Source organism: Bacillus sp. B25(2016b) (genome assembly GCF_001679765.1).
Classification (GTDB): Bacteria; Bacillota; Bacilli; order Bacillales; family Bacillaceae_G; genus Bacillus_A; species Bacillus_A thuringiensis_K.
Map to the genome: position 1 here is coordinate 5,017,697 of NZ_CP016285.1, position 19,599 is coordinate 5,037,295.

Genomic DNA, 19,599 nt, shown 5'->3' on the forward strand with positions numbered 1-19,599 from the left:
TTTCACATCATAATGGTACATTTACTTTTACGCGCGTTCGTTTATTACTACTTACAATTTTAATTGTTCCACCAACTAATTCTACTCTTTCACGCATCGTAGTCATACCTAGTGATTTCTTTTCTTTTATATTCTTTTCCACAAAGCCCTTTCCTTGATCAACTATTTCTAATGATACATTTTTCTCATTCACTGTAAAATAAATCGTCGCTTCTTTTACACCTGCATGCTTACTTACATTGTTCAGTGCTTCTTGGCCTATGCGCCATAAAGCTTCTTCTACTACACGAGGTAAATCACGAACACCCGTAACTTGCTCCCTAATTTTCAGTCCCAAATTTTCACCGTACTGCTTTAGAGCTGGCAATAATCCTTTTTCTAATCCTGCCGGACGAAGCTGCCAAATTAATGTCCTCATTTCTTTCAAAGCTCCTTGCGCAAGTTCACGCATCTCATGCAAAGATTGATCTACCTTTTCATTTTTACCTTTTAAAACTGCCTCGGCGCCTTTTGTCATGAAGGTTAATGAAAATAATTTTTGCGAAACAGAATCATGTAAATCTCTTGCTAACCGATTTCTTTCTTCCATTCGTACAAGTTCACGGCGCTGCTCATTTAACCTCAAATTCTCTATTATTAACGAAACATGGTTCGATAATGCTTGAATTACATCTATTGTATTAGCATCAAACTCTCCATTATTCAAACTAACACATAAAACACCAAATATATGGTTTTGAATATGTATTGGTGTAGCAATAACAGCTCGATTTAGATGTACATTATGTCCTATTTGATGTTTTATTAGAACTGGTTCATCTTGTTCTAACGCCTTCTTGGCCGCCTCTTTTACATCCTCTTGTAACTCTTCCTGAACGTAAGACGCTCGCAGAGATAATTCTTTTTCCTCCCTAATAAAAAGCGCTACTTGATTCCATTGAAATACTTCACCTACGTGATTTACCACCTTTTCAGGTAGTACATTAAACTTATGAATCATTTTTAAATCTTGAATGAAACGCTCTAATTTCACATAATAATGTGCTCTTCTCTTTTCATTTTCATATAATTTTGTTCGCTTTAAAGCCGTACCAATTTGGAAGGCAACCGATTGGAGTAATACTAATTCTTCTTCTGAAAAATGTGTTTTACCCGGACTTGCAACATTTAACACCCCAAATTTTTCTCCCCCAGCTTTTAAAGGAACCGTAGCATGATGAAGAATGCCCTCCGTATCCCCCCAATTATATTCAATTGCATTATTAATTCTTTTACATTCAATAATATTAACGGCTCTCTCTAATTTTCCATCTACAAAACCTCGTAAACACCAACATTCACCTTCGCACATCGGGCGTTTATTTTCATATGTAAGTGCCTCTGGTAATTGATAATCAATTAACTTCGTATACTTCCCATTTTCATCCGCAAGAAAAATCCATCCTGTCGTTAAACCTGTTACACTTAGCAATTTCTCGAGGACAGCTTGCAATACATGATATGTATCATTTGATGTATTTAATGTTTCTGCAATTTCCTTTAATATAACTAATTCATTCGTACGATTATCTCGAAACATACTCATTCTCCTGCATACAAGATTTTAAATAGCTCTTAAAATAAATCATCTACTTTTCACTTTGTACTTATTCGTAACATTGATATAATGGTGAAAACATAGTTTTCATTATATCACTCGAGGGGGCTTTCATAATGACATTAAATAAAGCACTTACTATCGCTGGTTCTGACACAAGTGGCGGTGCTGGTATACAAGCAGATTTAAAAACATTCCAAGAACTGGGCGTATACGGAATGACATCTCTTACAACAATCGTAACGATGGATCCACATAACGGTTGGGCACATAACGTATTTCCAATCCCAGCTTCTACATTAAAACCACAATTAGAAACAACAATTGAAGGTGTTGGCGTAGACGCTTTAAAAACAGGTATGCTTGGATCAGTAGAAATTATTGAAATGGTTGCAGAAACAATCGAAAAGCACAATTTCAAAAATGTAGTAGTTGACCCTGTTATGGTATGTAAAGGTGCAGATGAAGCATTACACCCTGAAACGAACGATTGCTTACGTGACGTTCTTGTGCCCAAGGCATTAGTTGTAACGCCAAACTTATTTGAAGCTTACCAATTAAGCGGTGTGAAAATTAATTCTCTTGAGGACATGAAAGAAGCAGCGAAGAAAATCCACGCTTTAGGTGCCAAATACGTACTAATTAAAGGCGGAAGCAAACTTGGTACGGAAACTGCAATCGACGTCCTATATGATGGAGAAACATTCGATCTTTTAGAATCAGAAAAAATTGATACTACAAATACACACGGCGCAGGTTGCACATATTCTGCTGCAATTACAGCAGAACTTGCAAAAGGAAAACCTGTGAAAGAAGCAGTAAAAACTGCTAAAGAATTCATCACAGCTGCTATTCGTTACTCATTCAAAATTAACGAATACGTAGGTCCAACTCACCATGGTGCATATCGTAAATTCGTTGTATCAAAAGAACTTGTCTAATATATAAATAAAAACACTCACAAGCTTCATACATTGCCTCTGTGAGTGTTTTTTATAAGCTTTATGTCTTCCGGTCATCTTATCTTTAAGATACAGAGCTGACCTTATTTCTACCATTTCGTTTCGAGTAGTATAACGCATCATCCGCCGCTTGAATAAATTGCTCTGATGCCCCTTCATACTCTGAAACCCCTACCGAAACTGTAATTTTTATTTTTGTTCCATCTAACAATTCAAATGAATGTTTTTCAACAGCTATACGAGTTTGTTCCCCAACATGAATTCCATAAGCTATTCCTTTCCTTGGTATCAAAAGCTCAAACTCCTCTCCACCCTTTCGAAAAACCAAATCCGGAAATGCTGACATTTCTCGCAAAATATGCCCTACTTGTTTTAACACTTCGTCTCCCGCTGGGTGCCCATACGTATCATTTACATGCTTAAAATGGTCAATATCTATAAGTAGTAAACAAAGTGAATCATTTTTCAAGTGTTTATTACTAATATGACGATTCATCTCTAAATCAAACTGTCTTACGTTTCCTAGACCTGTCAATGCATCTATCGTTGCGTATTGCTTCATCGTTTGAAATAGCTCATTGGATTGTAAAACATAATTTGCACTTATGAATGTTATGTAACCTGTAATAATACTAGAAATTAAATATAATCCCACTATGTGGATCTCTTTAATTAACCATATATATAACGCTGGGATTAGAATAGATAAAATATATGCGTGTAACCATACCCACTTTTCCCCTAAAGAAAGCTTCATACGCGAAATAAAGATACTCCCTATTCCTATCGCAATGATTGTATAAAAGGCCACTTGAGAAGCTAATGAATAATCCATAAACAACAGTCTAGTTACTAAAATCATAATAATTGTTATGGTACTCGCTATCGGCCCTCCAATAATAACAGCTAGAATAACAGCTAAGTAGCGTAAATCCAATAGGATGGTACCAACACGAACACCGAAATACATTAGTAATATACCTAGTATCCCAGTAAAAATGCCTACTACACATTTCTGCCCAAAAGAGAATCCTTCTTTTAACGGCTTATCTCTTAAAAGCTGACCTCCAACAAAAATAAAGGAAAGAATAATTGTTGTATTTACAAATAAGTCCTTTAACATAAAATGATCTCCTTACTTTTCTATCTATCCCTTTCCTTACTTTATTGTATACGAAATCCCTATAATTCCCAAAGTTTTTATTTATTTTTTGCTGTTCCACGTGAAACAGCAAAAAATAAAAAGGGCGAAAACTCGCCCTTTTTCATTAACAACAGCGTGATATTTTTCCACCCTTTGCGTTAAATCTTGCTTCTTGTGCCTCAGCAAAAAATTGCTTTTGACATAAAACCTCTTCTTCAGGATGATGCTTTTTCATATGCTCCACATATACTTCATAACTTGGTACCCCAACGAGCAAACTAATAAAGCGTTTTCTTCCCCTCCATACTTGCCACAGCTTTTTAAGCATAGTTCCTCGACTCACTTTCATCTCTCGGAATATATGGTGCCTCCTTTAACGGCATTGGCTTATTTCTTAATACTTGTATCCAAATTCGAAGTGCTGAAATTAACACAGCGATTACAACTATCATAAAAATCCCACAAAGCGCTGCATCAATATAATCATTGAAAATAATTTGCTTCATTTGAGCGACATTTTTAGCTGGCGCTAACACTTTCTCCTCATCTAATGCTCTCTGAAATACCTTTGCATGCGATAGAAATCCAATTTTAGGATTTTCATGAAATAGCTTTTGATACCCCGCCGTCATTGTTACAATCAGCAACCCGACAGTTGGAATAAGTGTTACCCAAACGTACGCCTTTTTTCCCATTTTGAACAAAATTGTCGTTCCAAGTAATAATGCAATACCTGCTAGCATTTGATTTGCAATACCGAAAAGTGGCCATAATGTATTAATTCCACCGAGCGGATCTATTACCCCTTGGTATAAGAAATATCCCCACCCTAATACACATAATGTTGTAGCGATTACATTCGCTAATGTAGAATCCGTTTTCCCAAATGGCTTATATACATGCCCTAAAATATCTTGAATCATAAATCGGCCGACACGCGTTCCGGCATCAATCGTTGTTAAAATAAATAGGGCTTCAAAGAGAATCGCAAAATGATACCAAAATGCCATCATGGCCGTTCCACCTATTACTTGTGAGAAAATATATGCCATACCTATCGCTAATGTTGGCGCACCACCTGTACGTGATAAAATCGTTTGCTCTCCAACATTTACAGCGAGATCTTTTAGTTCATTTGGTGTAATAGCAAATCCCCATGAGGAAATAACTTGAGCTGCCTGCGAGACATCTGTACCGATAAGTGCTGCGGGACTATTAATTGCAAAATACGTTCCCGGTGTTAATACACAAGCTGCAATCATCGCCATCGCTGCTACAAACGACTCCATTAACATTGCTCCATAACCGATTGGCTGTGCGTGTCCCTCTTGCTCAATCATCTTCGGCGTCGTACCTGATGAAACAAGAGCATGGAATCCAGACACTGCACCGCAAGCAATAGTAATAAATAAGAATGGGAATAAGTTTCCAGAGAACACAGGACCAGTTCCATCAATAAATTTCGAAACTGCTGGCATTTGTAAATCTGGTGCTACAATTAAGATACCGATTGCTAACCCTACAATTGTTCCAACTTTTAAAAATGTACTTAAATAATCACGTGGTGCTAAAAGCATCCAAACTGGTAATGCAGATGCAATAAATCCATATACAATAAGCATAATAGCAATTGTTTCACCACTAAATGTGAACATACTTGCAAGTGTTGGATTTTCTGCTACATACTGTCCTCCAACAAGAGATAAAATAAGTAGGATAATACCGATTACTGATCCTTCTCCAACACGACCAGGCCTAATATAGCGCATATAAACTCCCATTAAAATAGCGATAGGAATCGTTGCTGCTATCGTAAACATTCCCCAAGGACTTCCGATTAGTGCCTTTACTACGACCAACGCTAATACTGCTAATAAAATAATCATAATTCCTAAAATACCTATCATTGCAATTAGTCCTGTAACAGGTCCAATCTCATCTTTAATCATTTCTCCTAACGATTTACCATTACGTCTCATTGAAGCAAATAAAATAACAAAATCTTGGACAGCCCCCGCAACAACTACCCCAACAATAATCCAAATGGTCCCTGGTAAATACCCCATTTGTGCCGCTAAAATCGGTCCTACTAAAGGTCCCGCTCCAGCAATCGCTGCAAAGTGATGTCCAAACAATACCCACTTATTTGTTGGAACATAGTCTTTCCCATCATTTAATGTATGGGCTGGTGTTTGCCGATTATCATCTAAATTAAAAACCTTTCTCGCTATAAATCTACTATAAAAGCGATAAGCAACTGCATATACACATACGGCAGCTACTAAGAGCCATACAGCATTAATGGTTTCACCTTGTGATAAAGCTATTACCCCAAAAGCACCTGCTCCTACTGCTGTAATAACGCCCCAAAGTAAGATCGATTTCAATGTCTTCACATACAATTCCCCCAATACTATTTCTTAGTGGAGATTGTACTAAATTTTCTGAATATTTAACTTGAATCCTCCCTATCATGAAGGATTTTCAGTTTATCATGTTAAAATACTCTCATTATCTACTATAATTCAATATTATTTCGAAGGCGTTTTACATAATTACGACTGACTGGAATCGGTTGCTCATCATACCTATCTAAATACAAATTATACGTGCCATTATAATAAGGTTTCAGTTCTTTTACATATGACATATTAATTAAATAGCTTTTATGTACACGTAAAAAATCATATGCATTTAGCTTATTTTCTAATTCCTGAAGTGTATATGTTGAAATATACTGATTATTCGTTGTGTAAATTGAAACAGTTTTATTTTCTTTATTTTTACTTACATATACGATATCTTCTGGAAGAATATATCGTATGCCCTCTTGACTTTCTATCGGTAGTTTTCGCAAATAACTCTTTGCTTTCTCACCTTGTTCTTTACCTATTTTATATAAAAGAAATTGTAAATCTTCTTCACGAAATGGTCGCAATAAATAATAAAATGCTTGGAAACGAAAAGCTGTAATAGATTCTTCTATGTTTTCACCTACAAAAATAAATTTTGTATAGCAATTTATTTCTCGTAATAAACTTGCATATTCAAAACCAGTACCATCTAGTAATTTGGAACTTAAAAAAACAAAGTCTGGTATATGTTTTTTCATCATAAATAAAGATTCTGTTCCTGTCTTTGCTTCAAAACATTCTACATTTCTCATATTTTCAGTGAAATTTTCAGCTAACTCTTTTCTCTCTTCTGCCTCTTCCATAATCAGTAAAATTTTCATTTCTTCAACCACCTAATTCTTTGTCCATATGTCCTGTTGTATACATTCGCTTTTATAAGAAATAATCCCTTTTTCTTACTATACCATTATTTATCTAAAAAAACAGAAAAAAGGAAACCACTTCGGTTTCCTCTCTCCCTTTATCCTACACTAACTACCTATAAAGAGCTGAGTATTGTAGGGTAATAAATGATCAGGGATACGTTTAAAATTTCACTTTATACTAATTCTCGTTGCTTCGTTTCCTGACCAAGTATTATTACAGCAAATACCCCAATTAAAATTGATCCACAGAAAATCGTAAATATTAATGATAGTGAAGCTTCTGAGGCAACTAAATACCCCACTAATAATGGTCCAAGAATACCACCAATACGACCAAATGCTGCTGCCATTCCTGCACCTGTACCACGAATAACCGTTGGATACTGCTCAGGTGTATAGGCATATAATGCTCCCCAAGCACCTAAATTAAAGAAGGATAGTAACATACCTGCAACGATTAATACTGTTAATGAATCCGCAACCCCAAACAAATAGGCACTGCAAGCTGTCCCGATTAAATACGTAACCAAAACAAATTTACGACCGAGACGTTCAATAAACCAAGCAGCGGTGAAATATCCTGGAAGTTGAGCTAATGTCATAATAAGTACATATTGGAAACTTTTTATTAAACTAAATCCTTTTAGCACCATTACACTCGGTAACCAAAGGAACATTCCATAATAGGAAAAGACAACACAAAACCATAGAATCCATAGCATAATTGTTGCTTTACGATATTCCCCAGACCAAACTGATTTTATATTTTCAATAACAGATGGCCTTTTTTCAACTTTTTGGAACCTTGGGGAATCCGGTAAATTCCATCTTAAATATAAAGCATATAGTGCTGGAACTGCACTCAATACCATCGCAACTTCCCAACCATATTTAGGAATAACAAAATACGAGATAAGAGCTGCAATTAGCCATCCACCTGCCCAAAAACTTTCTAATAACACAACAATTTTCCCACGTTCATGCGCTTCAACACTCTCTGATACTAGTGTAGAGGCAACCGGAAGCTCTCCGCCAAGCCCCATGCCAATTAAAAAGCGTAAAACGAGAAACATCGCGAGTGTCGTCGTTAATGCAGTTAAACCACTACCGATAGAAAATAATAATAATGTAATAATAAAGACTGATTTTCGTCCTATTTTATCTGATAGTATTCCAAAAATAAGCGCTCCTACTGCCATACCGATTGAGTTAATACTGCCTATCCAGCCCATTTCCTGGCTCGTTAATCCCCAATCCTTTTGCAAGGCTACCATTACAAATGAAAGCATTCCAACATCCATTGCATCAAATAGCCATCCAAGCCCAGCTATCCCAAGTAGTTTGCGCTTCGAAATTTCTTTTACCTTGCCCACTAGAAGTCCTCCTTACACAGGTGTCTTTACACATCATTTTACATGTGTGAATTGTATAAGTAAAATACTTTTGTGTAAAAAATTCTCCTTCATCATTCCCAAAAAGTAAAACGTCTATCCTGATTGGTGCGGGCTAATAATCAGTGGGGATGCCTCACTGACTAAAGTTTCAATTTATTAAAAATGAACAAATAAAAAAAGCAGCGATATTTCGCTACTTTTTCGAACGCATTACTTCTTTTAAAAATTCCGCTAATACTAACTGACGACGCCAGCGTGTTGGATTACTGCATAATCTATAAAACCACTCTAAATGAATCGCTTGAATCCATTTTGGTGCACGTTTTACCTCTCCAGCCCATACGTCTAAACTTCCACCCACTCCAACAGCCATTTTCGTTTCTAAACGATGCTTATTGTTTTGGATAAAGTTTTCTTGTCTCGGGAAACCAAGTGCAACAAGTAATAAATCTGGTTTTGCTTCTTGAATGCGAGAAATAATATTCTCTTCGTCTTCTTGTTTAAAATAACCATCTTGTATACCAGCAATGGATACAGCTGAATATGTCTTTGTTAAATGCTCTGCTGCAGCTTGCACAACATGCGGCTTTGCACCTAATAAGAAAACAGATACCGGTTTGCTATCTTCTGATAACTTCGCTAGTAAATTACACATTAAATCAAAACCTGCTACACGTTCTTTTAAAGGTGTACCAAGCATACCGCTTGCTTTTACAACACCAATACCATCAGGTGTAATTAAATCTGTATTCAATAATGTTTGATAGAACTTTTCATCCTTTTTTGCACACATAACAATTTCAGGGTTTGCTGTTACTACCTGAAACGTATGAGTTCGCTCCGATTCTAGTTGTTCTTTTAAATATTGGACCGTTTCATCCATTGTCATTGTAGAAAAAGGAACGCCTAGAATATCAACTGTTTGTACTGCCATAGTTAACTATCCTCTCTATCATTACAAGTTTTTTGCTATTAATTGCTTATATGTTTCCTTTGTATCTTCATATAGTTTTTGAAGTGAGAAGTTCATAGTAGCATGCTCATAAATATGTTTACCCATTGCTGCTAACTCTCCAGTTTTCCACTTATCATACGCTTCTTCTAAAGCTAATGCCAATGCCTTTCCATCACCTGTCGGTACAATCCATCCGTAAGTTTCATCTACGATTAAGGGTTCAATTTCTCCAGCCCTAGTCACAATTGATGGTACGCGTTGATTTGCCGCTTCTAATAAAACTAGTGGGAACCCTTCACTATGGGAAGTTAATAAATTTACATGTGACGACGCAAATAATTGTTTTACATCTTGACGATGTCCTAAAAACTCTACTTTATCGTTAATCCCTTTTTCAGTAGCTAATGACTTTAGATTTTCTTCTAATGGGCCATCACCAACTAATAATACTTTAATTTTCTCTAATTTTGTTTGTTGTAACGCATCAAATAAAACTTCATGTCCTTTGACAGGATGTAATCGTGCTACTTGGATTGCCGTAAATACATCTTCATCAATATTGAACATTTCTTTTTTATTATAGCCTTCTGCTTTTTCCTTATCGTATTCAATTCCATTATAAATAACATGCATCTTTTCATTTGAAATACCTAATGCTGCCAGGCTTTTTTTCAATCTATTTGTTACAACGAAAAATAAGTCTATATTTTTTAAGGCTTTCAAATTTAATTTCGTAAAAATCCAACCTTTTAAGCCCTGTTTAGTAAAGTCTTGAAATGGATCACTATGAATAGTCGTTACCCATTTTGCCTTTATTCTCTTTTTCATTAAAGAAACATAGAAATTAGCCCTAGGGCCATGCGTATGAACTACATCAAATTTTTCTTTATTAATAAATTTACTTATATTCTTTAAAATGGATAAATCATAGCGCGATTTTTGTGAAAACACATGGACTTTTATCCCTAACTCCCTTGCTTCCTTCGCAACAATTCCATCTTCAAATACTGCTAATTCTACTTCACCAGTTGGAAACTGATCGAGAAGTGAAATAATATGTGTTTTCCCTCCCCCATCTTCTGCTCCTGCATTCATATGCAATATTCTCATATTTTTTCCTCCTTTAAATCCTCGCTACGTTTCCATCTATTTTTATTTTACTGTACTAAAAAATAAAAGCTAACAAAAGTTAGCTTTTATTTTTATCATTCAATTTCTAGGTCTACTATTAGATAAGCTAACACCACTACAAAGTAAATCCCAACTCCTGGTGCTGTTAAAATATGTCCTGCAATATAAGCAATACCTAACGCTAACAATAAGCTTGCTGAAATCATTCCATATTTTATATTAAATATGTCCTTAAATCTCGTAGCAAATGCTAGTAGAATTCTTAGCCCGTAATAAATAAATGGAATCATTAGTAATACAAAGCCAATAATCCCGAAATCATAAAACCAATCATGGAAGTCCATTTCAATTAGTTTTGGATCTGGCTGCTTTTGTTCATTGTATTTAAAGTTACCTGCATAACCCATGCCTAATAACTTTTGTGACACTGGTGCTTCTTTAAAGAACTGCTTATGTCTTTCTTCATATACTTGACGTCCACTGAAAATAAGATTTTCTTGATTTTCTTTCTTTTGCTCTTTCTCAAGCTCTTTCTTAACTTCCTCTTCTATCTTCGCCTTTTCTTCTGGCTTTTCAACTTTATGATGATTTTCTTCTTTTGCTTTAAGTTCTTGCTCTTTTTTCAGCTTCTCTTTAATTTCTTTTTCTTTTTGACCTTGCTGTGCCACATTTTGCTCTGATAAATAATTATTGTGAATACCCATATTTTGTGCTAATGGCGTTTGTTTAAACGTTCCAACTACACCAGCTAATAGGACGATAGCAATTACTGCATTAAGCGCAAGGGATTTTTTGTTCGGATTTTTTCTATCAAATAATAATTGTAGTAAAATAATCCCGATTGCTGCCGCTAACGTAGCACCAATTGAGCCCATCCCTACTTTTGTACCAACTTGAATTAGCGAATAAATCATTAAAAGTGATGGAATCCAATATAAAATGTGTTTCCAGCTCTTTGTTTTTTGAATAGAATATAGTACTACAATAGGGAAAATAATAGCTAAGATTGAACCTAGTTCATTCCCTGCATAGAACCAACCTCGAGAACCCACTTTCATCCATTCATAACTACCAAAGTCAGTAGATGTTGAAATAGAAATAACCATAATTGCGTTAATGATTAATGTAGAATATACAATACTATTTCGAACCTTATCACTAATATTAACTGTCTTTTTCAATGATTTTAAAGCTAAAATGTATGATCCCAGCATGATATATATATATAATGCTTTCGCAACGAATTTAACTTCTTCACTAAGTACAATAGGATCCTTAACTAATTTGTTATTAATAAATCCTACTCCTAAAACTCCGGCTAATAATATAAGATAAATTAAAAACTTTCTATTTTCCTTCTCTTTTGCCTGAATTAAAATGTAAATGCCACCAACAGCCATAATAAGGAATCTTACTAAAATTCCAACGGTAGCATTTGACTTTAATAAAGTGATGCTAAGAGACGTTAATAAATCTAAAACAGGCTGTAAAATAATAAAAAAGAGCAAAAAATGCTCAAATCTAACCCTAGCTTGATTTGCTAACATTCCAAGACCTCCATACAAAATCTTAACATTATCTTTTAATCATAATTTATTATCGTTAAAACACACCTAGCAATTATAACATAACTCATATTCAAATCGAGAACTATTTTTCCAGCTAAAACTAGCCAGGACAAGTATTAATCAATAATAGAAATTACTGTCCCTTAGCTATAATCCCCTATTTTTACAAAAGCTATCTAACAACCATCCCCTTATTTTTGTCAGTATATACATATTTATTTATCAATTTATACAAGCATAAATAAAGTGCCTATCATTGTAATATTTCACCAAATAGGTAACATCAAAAAATGTAAAGTTAATCTTTTCATACCTTTTTCAAAATACTTTATGTCTATTTTCCAAACATTTTCAAACGCTTTCTTTATGTATTTTATCCGTTTTTCTACATGTAGCGAAAAGTAATTGTTATTTCCAATACTTTAGTGTATATTTTTTCTCTGGAACATCTTTAAGAGGAAGGGATTAAGGCCATGTTATTAATCGATATATTTACGTTTCTTGGCATTATCGCCGCTGCCATTTCTGGTACATTAGTTGGTTTAAAAAAAGATTTAGATTTATTTGGTGTCCTTTGTTTAGCTGTAGCTACTGCGCTCGGCGGCGGTATTATTCGTGATATCATGATTGGTAACCTGCCCCCTGTCGCATTTGTAAAACCCATTTACTTTTTCGTAAGTGTATTATCAGCATTATTTACTTGTATGTTTTTTGAGCGTATCAATAAACTTCAAGTCGTTATTATGCTTTCTGATGCTGTTGGCTTAGGCGTTTTTACAGCTATTGGTGCAAATGCGGCAATGTCACATCATGTTGACGCCTCATTTCTAGTTGTTTCAATGGGAGTCATTACAGGTATTGGAGGCGGTATTTTGCGTGACATTTGCGCTCAAGATATCCCTTACGTATTCCGAAAAGAGATTTACGCAATCGCTTCTATCTTAGGAGCAATTAGCTTCCTAATCACACACGCTATGGGGGCGCACGTATTAGCTTTTTATGTTTGTTTATTAGTAACATTTGTTATTCGTGTCGTCACTGTAATATATAATGTGCATTTCCCTGTTTTCTTTAAAACACATGCTAAAATTAATAAAGGCCATTAAGAGAATTCTATCTAGAATTCTCTTAATTTATATACTATTCAACGAACTAATATAGAGTAATTGTATATAAGCATATATAATTACTCTATATTAGTTTTAAAATTGAAAACGTTTTATATACAGGGGGGAAGAATGATGCTTGGGGTTTTCAAAAAAAGTATTAATAAAACAAATGCCAGTATAATCGAATTAAGTAAGGACCAACAAATAACTTTTAATGTCCCTACTAATTCTGAATTGAAAATTCAAATGGATATGCTACATATTTCAAAAGAAGATTTACAAGTTGTAAAAGTACTACAGCCTTTTATTTATGCAGAAATTGATTGGATTACTGAAAAATTCTATGCCAACATTACAAAACAACCTAATTTAATTACTATTATTGAACGTTACAGCTCTATTCCAAAACTAAAACAAACTTTAAAAACACATATTAAAGAATTATTCAGCGGCAATATGCATGAAGATTTTATTGAACAACGTGTTAGGATCGCCAAAAGACATGTACAAATTGGTTTACATCGAAAATGGTATACTGCTGCTTATCAAGAATTATTCCGCTCTATCATGAAGATTTTGCAAACAAAAATAACGACAATCGATGATTTTTCCTATTCTATAAATGTCATAAATAAATTATTCACTCTTGAACAAGAACTTGTTCTTGCAGCTTATGAATCTGAATATGAAAGAATGCAAAAAGAGCATGAAAAAGAAAAAGAACTAACTGCTATGACAATTACGCATATCGCAACAGAACTAGCTGCTGTATCTGAAAAAACAAGCTCTTCTATTCAAAAACTAACCGCCAAATCTGAAACTATTGTAGAGATCGCTAAAACAGGTACATCATTAGCTACAACATCTGAAGAAAAAGCGAATAAAGGGAAAGAACAATTAAACCAGCAGAATAAACGAATGGGATCTATTCAAATGAATATGGAAACGATTATTACAGATACTCATGAACTTCTTAATATTTCTAACAAAATTAATGAAATCATAGATATTGTTAAATCAATTGCGGAGCAAACAAATTTACTCGCACTAAACGCTGCTATCGAGTCTGCACGTGCTGGAGAATTTGGGAAGGGGTTTTCTGTTGTTGCTGGTGAAATCCGAAAATTATCAGAGCAAACGAAAGAATCTATATTTAACGTTACAAAGCTCGTCGAAAAAACAAATGAACAAATTACCCGTGTCTCGTCTTCCGTGAAACAAATTAGCTCTCTCGTATCGGAAGGAACGGATAGTATGTCGGCAACGGATCGATACTTCCAAGAAATCGTACAAGATATGTCTAACTCAAAAGAACAGAATAAGAAAATTGAACACGAACTACAAGCTATTTCACAAGTAATGAAAGGAATTCAAGATGACTCCTCACAAATGGCTCTAACAGCCGATAATTTGCAACTAGAACTAAATCGATAAGATAAAGTAAAACTTTAATCAGTGGGAGTTTTGTTCATTCCCCACTGATTATGAACCCTCACCAATCAGGCTTTTACGAGCAGCAGGGTTCCTACCTAATTTCTTTGCTTTCGCTGAATTTTGAGATGGGGGTCTTACTGCCTAGAAAATAGCGGGATAAAATTCAGGTCAGGCATACTTTTCATCTACACTGACTACTAAATTTCATCTCCCATCAAAAAAGAATCCAGAATGGATTCTTTTTATTTTCTGAAAAATATTTTTTGACAATACACATAACTCATATAAACACCAAAGCTCTGCAAAATAAACAATGCTGGCATAATTACATTGTAATATGCCATATCTACTTGGAAGAGCTTTAACAATACGTAGCCACTAATGAAAAATAAGAACAACATATATCCCTCATTTTGTTGTTTCTTAATAAGGAAGTGTAATAGAGCTATAGTCATAAACAATGTTACTGCTATATATATCAGTTTTTCACATTTGAAAAGAATAGAATTTATCCCCTCATCTGAAAACTGATTTATTATCGGTTCTAAAAGTTTAAATCTTTCTCCCTCAATCTCTTTTAACTTTTGATCAATATGCTCTGTTACACTTTGATTTTTTGATATTTTTTCCTCATGTTGGGTTTTTCCAATTAAAACAGATTGAACATACGTCTCATTTGCAATCGTATATTGTGACATCCCCATTGTTTTAATTCCATAATTCACACCAAAATGGGCACTATAAAATAGAATAAGTATCCCTATCATCTTTAGTAACACCTTTTGTTTCGTTGCTGATTGAAATACTTCGATTAATAATACATATACCGTGATAAAAATAGGAAGAAATAATCCCATTGGGAAAATCATATTACTAAATGCAAATAAAATTGCCGAAAACACCCACATATAAGGATGATCTAATCCTTTATATAAAAGTATGTAACAAGCAAAATAAAATAAAAATATTGCAAGTGACTCAGGAGTTAATACGGAACTCATGAATATATTTGGAATATACAGAGCATAAAATACGGAAGCAATACGACCGCATTCTTCTCCAAAAACCATTGCCGCAATACGATAAATAAAAAATGAGGTTCCTGCGCAAAATAACACATTAAATAGTTGTAAAGCGAATAATGTATCACCAAATATACGAATAATTATTGACTCATATATAATAAAAGGCAAATGAGTTACAGTCCCTATATTATTACCAATTGCAATCTGCTTTGCAGACTCATACATCACTTTCATATCACCAATTATTGGAGCATCTACAAATAACAGCATACTAAGCCTTACAACTATAGTTATACTTATAAGAAAAGTAAGAAATTGTTTATCTGTAAAACGATATTGTAGAATTGATGTCACTAGCAAAATGAGTATGACGAAAATTGCCAATATGATTGTTACACTTGTTGTACTTCCTCCAAAAAATTGCTTACTTGTCTCAAATGCTGCCCAACAACTATAAACAAAAAATGCGAGCATCGCACCGATCATAATTTTATTGAAGAAAGATGAAAAATTTGTTTGTATATGATTCATATGTCCATTGCACCTCTATTTCCATTCATAACAAAACGATTCTACCATGAATGGGTACACGGCTGATAGAGAATTTCTATGACAAATACATAGTCATTACTTTTTACTTGCAATGTAAGCGAATCCTCTTTTACACTACATTTTAGATAAAATAAATTTTCTTTCAGTTACATGAATACAAATACAGAAGTTTAAATAATCCTCTTTTGGAATACACTTTACTTCATTAAATATCTAATATGAGTAATCCACTTACACATATTATTCTGATTGAAAACAGACTATAGGGGCTGAATATATGGAAAAGAAATTCATGCGAGAATCTAAAGCAATTAAGACAACACGTGTTTTTCCTAACGATTTAAATAATCACCAAACACTTTTTGGAGGGAAATTATTAGCAGAAATTGATAGTATTGCTTCGATTGCGGCTGCAAGACATAGTCGTAAACATTGCGTAACAGCATCTATTGATTCAGTTGATTTTTTAACTCCAATTCACCAAGCTGATTCTGTTTGTTATGAAGCATTTGTATGTTATACAGGGAAATCTTCAATGGAAGTTTTCGTAAAAGTAATCGCAGAAAATTTATTAGCAGGCGAGCGTAGAATTGCCGCTACTTGCTTCATTACATTTGTGGCAATAAAAGATGGAAAACCTTCGTCTGTACCACAAGTACTTCCTGAAACTCAGGAAGAACATTGGTTACACACAACCGGTTCAGAACGTGCGGAAAATAGAAAAAAAGGACGTTTAAAAAGCAAAGAAATGGCTGAGGTTTTAACTTTAAATAAACCTTGGAATATTTAATACGATACTCTTCCATATACATGCACAGATTTTTTCTTCCTTGCATGTATTTTTTTATACAAAATATCACCTCTTACCATTTTATTCTCAATCTGCTCTCCTAAATCATGCACCAGCTTTTCCTTTATTTTGTTATACTGTTAATGGTATATTAAATAAAGTTCGTTTAAAAATAACCATAATATGATTAAGTATATAAGGGATGGTGCGGTAATGACTATTGAAGTACCAATTTCAATACCAAAAACGTTAATTATTATTCCAGCGTATAACGAGGAAGAAGCAATTGCAGATACATTAACAAGATTATTAAAACTAAAACAGCATTTTACAGGATTAAGCATTTGCGTTATTAATGATGGATCACAAGATAAAACAGCTCGAATCGTAAAAGATTTCCCTGTTCACCTTGTGAACTTACCATATAACCTAGGTATTGGCTCAGCTGTACAAACTGGATATAAATACGCATATGAGAACGGATATGATATTGCGATTCAGTTCGATGCTGATGGACAACATAATCCAGATGATTTATATAAAATTATAAAGCCTATTGCTGAAGATGAATGCGATATGGTGCTAGGGTCACGTTTTACAGAAAAAACAGCATATAAAGGTAGTATTTCCAGAAGGATCGGTATTTTTTATTTTACTGCTCTATTGAAAGTACTAACAAAACAAACATTTATGGATCCAACTTCTGGATATCGTGCTATCAATCGAGAAGTAATTACAATTTTTGCACACAACTATCCAAAAGATTATCCAGAACCAGAAGTTCTTATTCATTTAAAAAAGAAAAAACTTCGCATTAATGAAATATCTGTAAATATGCAAGAGCGACAAGGTGGACAATCTTCCATCACACCTTTTAAATCTGCATATTACATGATTAAAGTAAGTCTTGCTATATTGATGCAAAAAATCGTGAAAGGTTGATAATAAATGCCTATAATTACCTTTTCATTCATCTTTATTTTATTATTATTATTATTAATTATTAATTCCATTCGCCGTGGAACTTTAGAAACGAAATATGCTATTTTATGGATTTTAGTTTGTATTGCAATGGCTATTTTAAGTTCTACTGATAAAATTATAAACTGGATTGGAAAACTATTAAAAGTAGAATATCCCCCTTCCATTTTATTCTTATTTGGACTATTATTCTGTTTCATCTTAATTTTTGACCTAACACGAAAAATTTCTAAACAACATCATCAACTTGTAACATTAACGCAAGATTATGCGTTACTAAAGCAAAAATTAAATGCAACTGAGACAGACAAAGACTAACCTAATATTTCAAAGCTAACATAAAAAACCTCTTAATTTATTTCAAAAATTAAGAGGTTTTTTTATTCTCAATAATAATTTATTCGCCTTCACAATCGTTATGATAAATACATCCTACTTACTAATAAGTTAAAATGATATGAATAAGAACTTATATGCAATAGACATGTTAAAGCTGTTTGAAATACAAGAATTAACCAGAAGAATCTCACTTCCCGCCACCTTTTTAATAGAAAGTTGATTTACAAAGTTTATATGCGTTAAACTTATACAGATGTTCTTGTAATCTTCTTCCTTTCCAAAGGCTTGTATATATGATGCAAGACATAAAAAACTTGAGGAGATAAAAATTCTATGATGGAACAAAAGCAACTTGTTTCTGTTGTCATACCCCTGTATAACACAGAAAAATATATTGAAGAAACGATACAGTCAATACTAGATCAAACATATAAAAACATCGAAATTGTAATTGTAGATGATGGAAGTAAAGATCAGTCACCTTCTATCGTAAAAAACCTTGCTGAAAAATACCCAGGGCAAGTAAAATACGTTCATCAAAAAAACCAAGGTGTTTCGGTAGCCCGTAATACAGGTATCGAAAATGCTAGCGGAAAATATATCGCTTTCCTTGATAGTGATGACTTATGGCATCCAACTAAAATTGAGAAGCAAGTCAAAAGTATGCATAAAAACGATATGGACGCGTGCTATTGTGGTTATATGAATTTCTACGAAGAAACAGGCGAGAAGGTTGAACATACAACAAACTTTATTAAAGGCGATATGGCAAAAGCATTCCTAACACATCAAGTTGTTGCTCAAACAAGTACTTGGATTTTCAAACGATCCATCGTAATGGATCATAACATTCGTTTTACACCAGGATGTAGTTGGGGCGAAGATTTAGAGTTTTTATTTAAACTTATGAGTGTGACAAATGTATGTTATGTCGATGAATACTTAACTTATTATAGAATTTTATCAGAAGGAAATCTTTCTTCTAAGTATAAAGATTATGAATTAAAAACGACAAAAGAGTTGGAAGTATTCAATCGTATGAAAGATTGGGTACATAATAAATCTCAAGATTTCATTACAAAAGACCCTCAGTCACTGATTGAGATTCTTGAGACTTATTTATTCCCTTATACAGTCATCAATAACGCTTGTATATATATTAAAGAAAACTCTCGATTAGATAAATCACAAGTTCAATTAATCAAAAAAGATATAAGGAAATATTGCCGTAAAATCTATTCAAAGAATGGAAAGCGTAGTAAAAAACTATATGCAATGCTTTGGTTTGTACGAATTAAATTTCTGTTTTCTTAAACTGAAAATATAACGATACTCTCT

General features: G+C 33.8%; 17 protein-coding genes and 1 pseudogene. 8 read left to right on the forward strand and 10 right to left on the reverse strand.

Going from position 1 to position 19,599, the window contains the following annotated elements:
- Nucleotides 1–7: 7 nt before the first annotated feature.
- Nucleotides 8–1,579 (reverse strand): GAF domain-containing sensor histidine kinase, encoded by a 1,572-nt coding sequence (locus BAQ53_RS25695; protein ID WP_000488137.1) that lies wholly within the window; start codon nucleotides 1,577–1,579, stop codon nucleotides 8–10.
- A 134-nt stretch (nucleotides 1,580–1,713) separates the two neighbouring features.
- On the opposite strand from BAQ53_RS25695, the gene pdxK reads away from it, so the two are divergent.
- Complete coding sequence (pdxK, locus tag BAQ53_RS25700) at nucleotides 1,714–2,538, forward strand: pyridoxine/pyridoxal/pyridoxamine kinase (protein ID WP_000174252.1); 825 nt, start codon at nucleotides 1,714–1,716, stop codon at nucleotides 2,536–2,538.
- An 85-nt stretch (nucleotides 2,539–2,623) separates the two neighbouring features.
- Here the strand turns inward: pdxK and BAQ53_RS25705 are convergent, their stop codons facing one another.
- The 8 genes from BAQ53_RS25705 to BAQ53_RS25740 all read right to left on the reverse strand — a co-directional run bounded on the left by BAQ53_RS25705 (nucleotide 2,624) and on the right by BAQ53_RS25740 (nucleotide 12,010).
- The gene (locus tag BAQ53_RS25705) at nucleotides 2,624–3,682 is read right to left on the reverse strand and encodes a GGDEF domain-containing protein (RefSeq protein ID WP_208906409.1); all 1,059 of its coding nucleotides are present in this window, start codon (nucleotides 3,680–3,682) and stop codon (nucleotides 2,624–2,626) included.
- Nucleotides 3,683–3,827: 145 nt separating this feature from the next.
- Nucleotides 3,828–4,031: a YbdD/YjiX family protein gene (locus tag BAQ53_RS25710; protein ID WP_002180952.1), complete on the reverse strand. Its 204-nt coding sequence runs from the start codon at nucleotides 4,029–4,031 to the stop codon at nucleotides 3,828–3,830.
- Nucleotides 4,024–6,099 carry a carbon starvation protein CstA gene (gene cstA / locus BAQ53_RS25715; RefSeq protein ID WP_000854313.1) on the reverse strand — a complete coding sequence of 692 codons (2,076 nt, stop codon included), beginning with the start codon at nucleotides 6,097–6,099 and terminating at the stop codon, nucleotides 4,024–4,026. Before cstA ends, BAQ53_RS25710 begins: the two co-directional genes overlap by 8 nt.
- A 122-nt stretch (nucleotides 6,100–6,221) precedes the next feature.
- Nucleotides 6,222–6,938: a LytR/AlgR family response regulator transcription factor gene (locus BAQ53_RS25720; RefSeq protein WP_000698253.1), complete on the reverse strand. Its 717-nt coding sequence runs from the start codon at nucleotides 6,936–6,938 to the stop codon at nucleotides 6,222–6,224.
- A gap of 218 nt (nucleotides 6,939–7,156) precedes the next feature.
- The gene (locus BAQ53_RS25725) at nucleotides 7,157–8,356 is read right to left on the reverse strand and encodes an MFS transporter (RefSeq protein ID WP_000521103.1); all 1,200 of its coding nucleotides are present in this window, start codon (nucleotides 8,354–8,356) and stop codon (nucleotides 7,157–7,159) included.
- A gap of 214 nt (nucleotides 8,357–8,570) precedes the next feature.
- Entirely contained in the window at nucleotides 8,571–9,311 is a 741-nt protein-coding gene (locus BAQ53_RS25730) for a WecB/TagA/CpsF family glycosyltransferase (RefSeq protein WP_000290757.1), read from the reverse strand.
- Between the two features lie 21 nt (nucleotides 9,312–9,332).
- The gene (locus tag BAQ53_RS25735) at nucleotides 9,333–10,442 is read right to left on the reverse strand and encodes a glycosyltransferase family 4 protein (protein WP_001221237.1); all 1,110 of its coding nucleotides are present in this window, start codon (nucleotides 10,440–10,442) and stop codon (nucleotides 9,333–9,335) included.
- A gap of 95 nt (nucleotides 10,443–10,537) precedes the next feature.
- Nucleotides 10,538–12,010 carry an O-antigen ligase family protein gene (locus BAQ53_RS25740; RefSeq protein ID WP_000880762.1) on the reverse strand — a complete coding sequence of 491 codons (1,473 nt, stop codon included), beginning with the start codon at nucleotides 12,008–12,010 and terminating at the stop codon, nucleotides 10,538–10,540.
- Between the two features lie 494 nt (nucleotides 12,011–12,504).
- Between BAQ53_RS25740 and BAQ53_RS25745 the strand changes: the two genes are divergently transcribed.
- The 3 genes and pseudogenes from BAQ53_RS25745 to BAQ53_RS26695 all read left to right on the forward strand — a co-directional run bounded on the left by BAQ53_RS25745 (nucleotide 12,505) and on the right by BAQ53_RS26695 (nucleotide 14,574).
- Complete coding sequence (locus BAQ53_RS25745; RefSeq protein ID WP_000924371.1) at nucleotides 12,505–13,137, forward strand: trimeric intracellular cation channel family protein; 633 nt, start codon at nucleotides 12,505–12,507, stop codon at nucleotides 13,135–13,137.
- A 135-nt stretch (nucleotides 13,138–13,272) separates the two neighbouring features.
- A pseudogene (locus BAQ53_RS26690) lies at nucleotides 13,273–13,818 on the forward strand (protoglobin family protein); the annotation flags it as partial.
- 54 nt (nucleotides 13,819–13,872) lie between these two features.
- Nucleotides 13,873–14,574 (forward strand): methyl-accepting chemotaxis protein, encoded by a 702-nt coding sequence (locus tag BAQ53_RS26695; RefSeq protein ID WP_374058668.1) that lies wholly within the window; start codon nucleotides 13,873–13,875, stop codon nucleotides 14,572–14,574.
- 242 nt (nucleotides 14,575–14,816) lie between these two features.
- On the opposite strand, the gene BAQ53_RS25755 is transcribed toward BAQ53_RS26695, so the two are convergent.
- Nucleotides 14,817–16,130 (reverse strand): ArnT family glycosyltransferase, encoded by a 1,314-nt coding sequence (locus BAQ53_RS25755; RefSeq protein WP_001015620.1) that lies wholly within the window; start codon nucleotides 16,128–16,130, stop codon nucleotides 14,817–14,819.
- A gap of 298 nt (nucleotides 16,131–16,428) precedes the next feature.
- Between BAQ53_RS25755 and BAQ53_RS25760 the strand changes: the two genes are divergently transcribed.
- The 4 genes from BAQ53_RS25760 to BAQ53_RS25775 all read left to right on the forward strand — a co-directional run bounded on the left by BAQ53_RS25760 (nucleotide 16,429) and on the right by BAQ53_RS25775 (nucleotide 19,575).
- Complete coding sequence (locus BAQ53_RS25760) at nucleotides 16,429–16,941, forward strand: acyl-CoA thioesterase (RefSeq protein ID WP_000412127.1); 513 nt, start codon at nucleotides 16,429–16,431, stop codon at nucleotides 16,939–16,941.
- A gap of 213 nt (nucleotides 16,942–17,154) precedes the next feature.
- Entirely contained in the window at nucleotides 17,155–17,883 is a 729-nt protein-coding gene (locus tag BAQ53_RS25765) for a glycosyltransferase family 2 protein (RefSeq protein WP_000151540.1), read from the forward strand.
- Between the two features lie 6 nt (nucleotides 17,884–17,889).
- Entirely contained in the window at nucleotides 17,890–18,240 is a 351-nt protein-coding gene (locus BAQ53_RS25770) for a DUF2304 domain-containing protein (RefSeq protein ID WP_001121771.1), read from the forward strand.
- A 354-nt stretch (nucleotides 18,241–18,594) separates the two neighbouring features.
- Nucleotides 18,595–19,575, forward strand: a complete 981-nt coding sequence (locus tag BAQ53_RS25775) for a glycosyltransferase family 2 protein (protein WP_000970512.1) — start codon at nucleotides 18,595–18,597, stop codon at nucleotides 19,573–19,575.
- The last annotated feature ends 24 nt before the right edge of the window (nucleotides 19,576–19,599 follow it).

Coding starts and splice junctions, on each gene's coding strand:
- BAQ53_RS25695 (WP_000488137.1), bottom strand. CDS start 1,579: ATGTTTCGAGATAATCGTACGAATGAATTAGTTATATTAAAGGAAATT.
- pdxK (WP_000174252.1), top strand. CDS start 1,714: ATGACATTAAATAAAGCACTTACTATCGCTGGTTCTGACACAAGTGGC.
- BAQ53_RS25705 (WP_208906409.1), bottom strand. CDS start 3,682: ATGTTAAAGGACTTATTTGTAAATACAACAATTATTCTTTCCTTTATT.
- BAQ53_RS25710 (WP_002180952.1), bottom strand. CDS start 4,031: ATGCTTAAAAAGCTGTGGCAAGTATGGAGGGGAAGAAAACGCTTTATT.
- BAQ53_RS25720 (WP_000698253.1), bottom strand. CDS start 6,938: ATGAAAATTTTACTGATTATGGAAGAGGCAGAAGAGAGAAAAGAGTTA.
- BAQ53_RS25730 (WP_000290757.1), bottom strand. CDS start 9,311: ATGGCAGTACAAACAGTTGATATTCTAGGCGTTCCTTTTTCTACAATG.
- BAQ53_RS25735 (WP_001221237.1), bottom strand. CDS start 10,442: ATGAGAATATTGCATATGAATGCAGGAGCAGAAGATGGGGGAGGGAAA.
- BAQ53_RS25740 (WP_000880762.1), bottom strand. CDS start 12,010: ATGTTAGCAAATCAAGCTAGGGTTAGATTTGAGCATTTTTTGCTCTTT.
- BAQ53_RS25745 (WP_000924371.1), top strand. CDS start 12,505: ATGTTATTAATCGATATATTTACGTTTCTTGGCATTATCGCCGCTGCC.
- BAQ53_RS26695 (WP_374058668.1), top strand. CDS start 13,873: ATGACAATTACGCATATCGCAACAGAACTAGCTGCTGTATCTGAAAAA.
- BAQ53_RS25755 (WP_001015620.1), bottom strand. CDS start 16,130: ATGAATCATATACAAACAAATTTTTCATCTTTCTTCAATAAAATTATG.
- BAQ53_RS25760 (WP_000412127.1), top strand. CDS start 16,429: ATGGAAAAGAAATTCATGCGAGAATCTAAAGCAATTAAGACAACACGT.
- BAQ53_RS25765 (WP_000151540.1), top strand. CDS start 17,155: ATGACTATTGAAGTACCAATTTCAATACCAAAAACGTTAATTATTATT.
- BAQ53_RS25770 (WP_001121771.1), top strand. CDS start 17,890: ATGCCTATAATTACCTTTTCATTCATCTTTATTTTATTATTATTATTA.
- BAQ53_RS25775 (WP_000970512.1), top strand. CDS start 18,595: ATGATGGAACAAAAGCAACTTGTTTCTGTTGTCATACCCCTGTATAAC.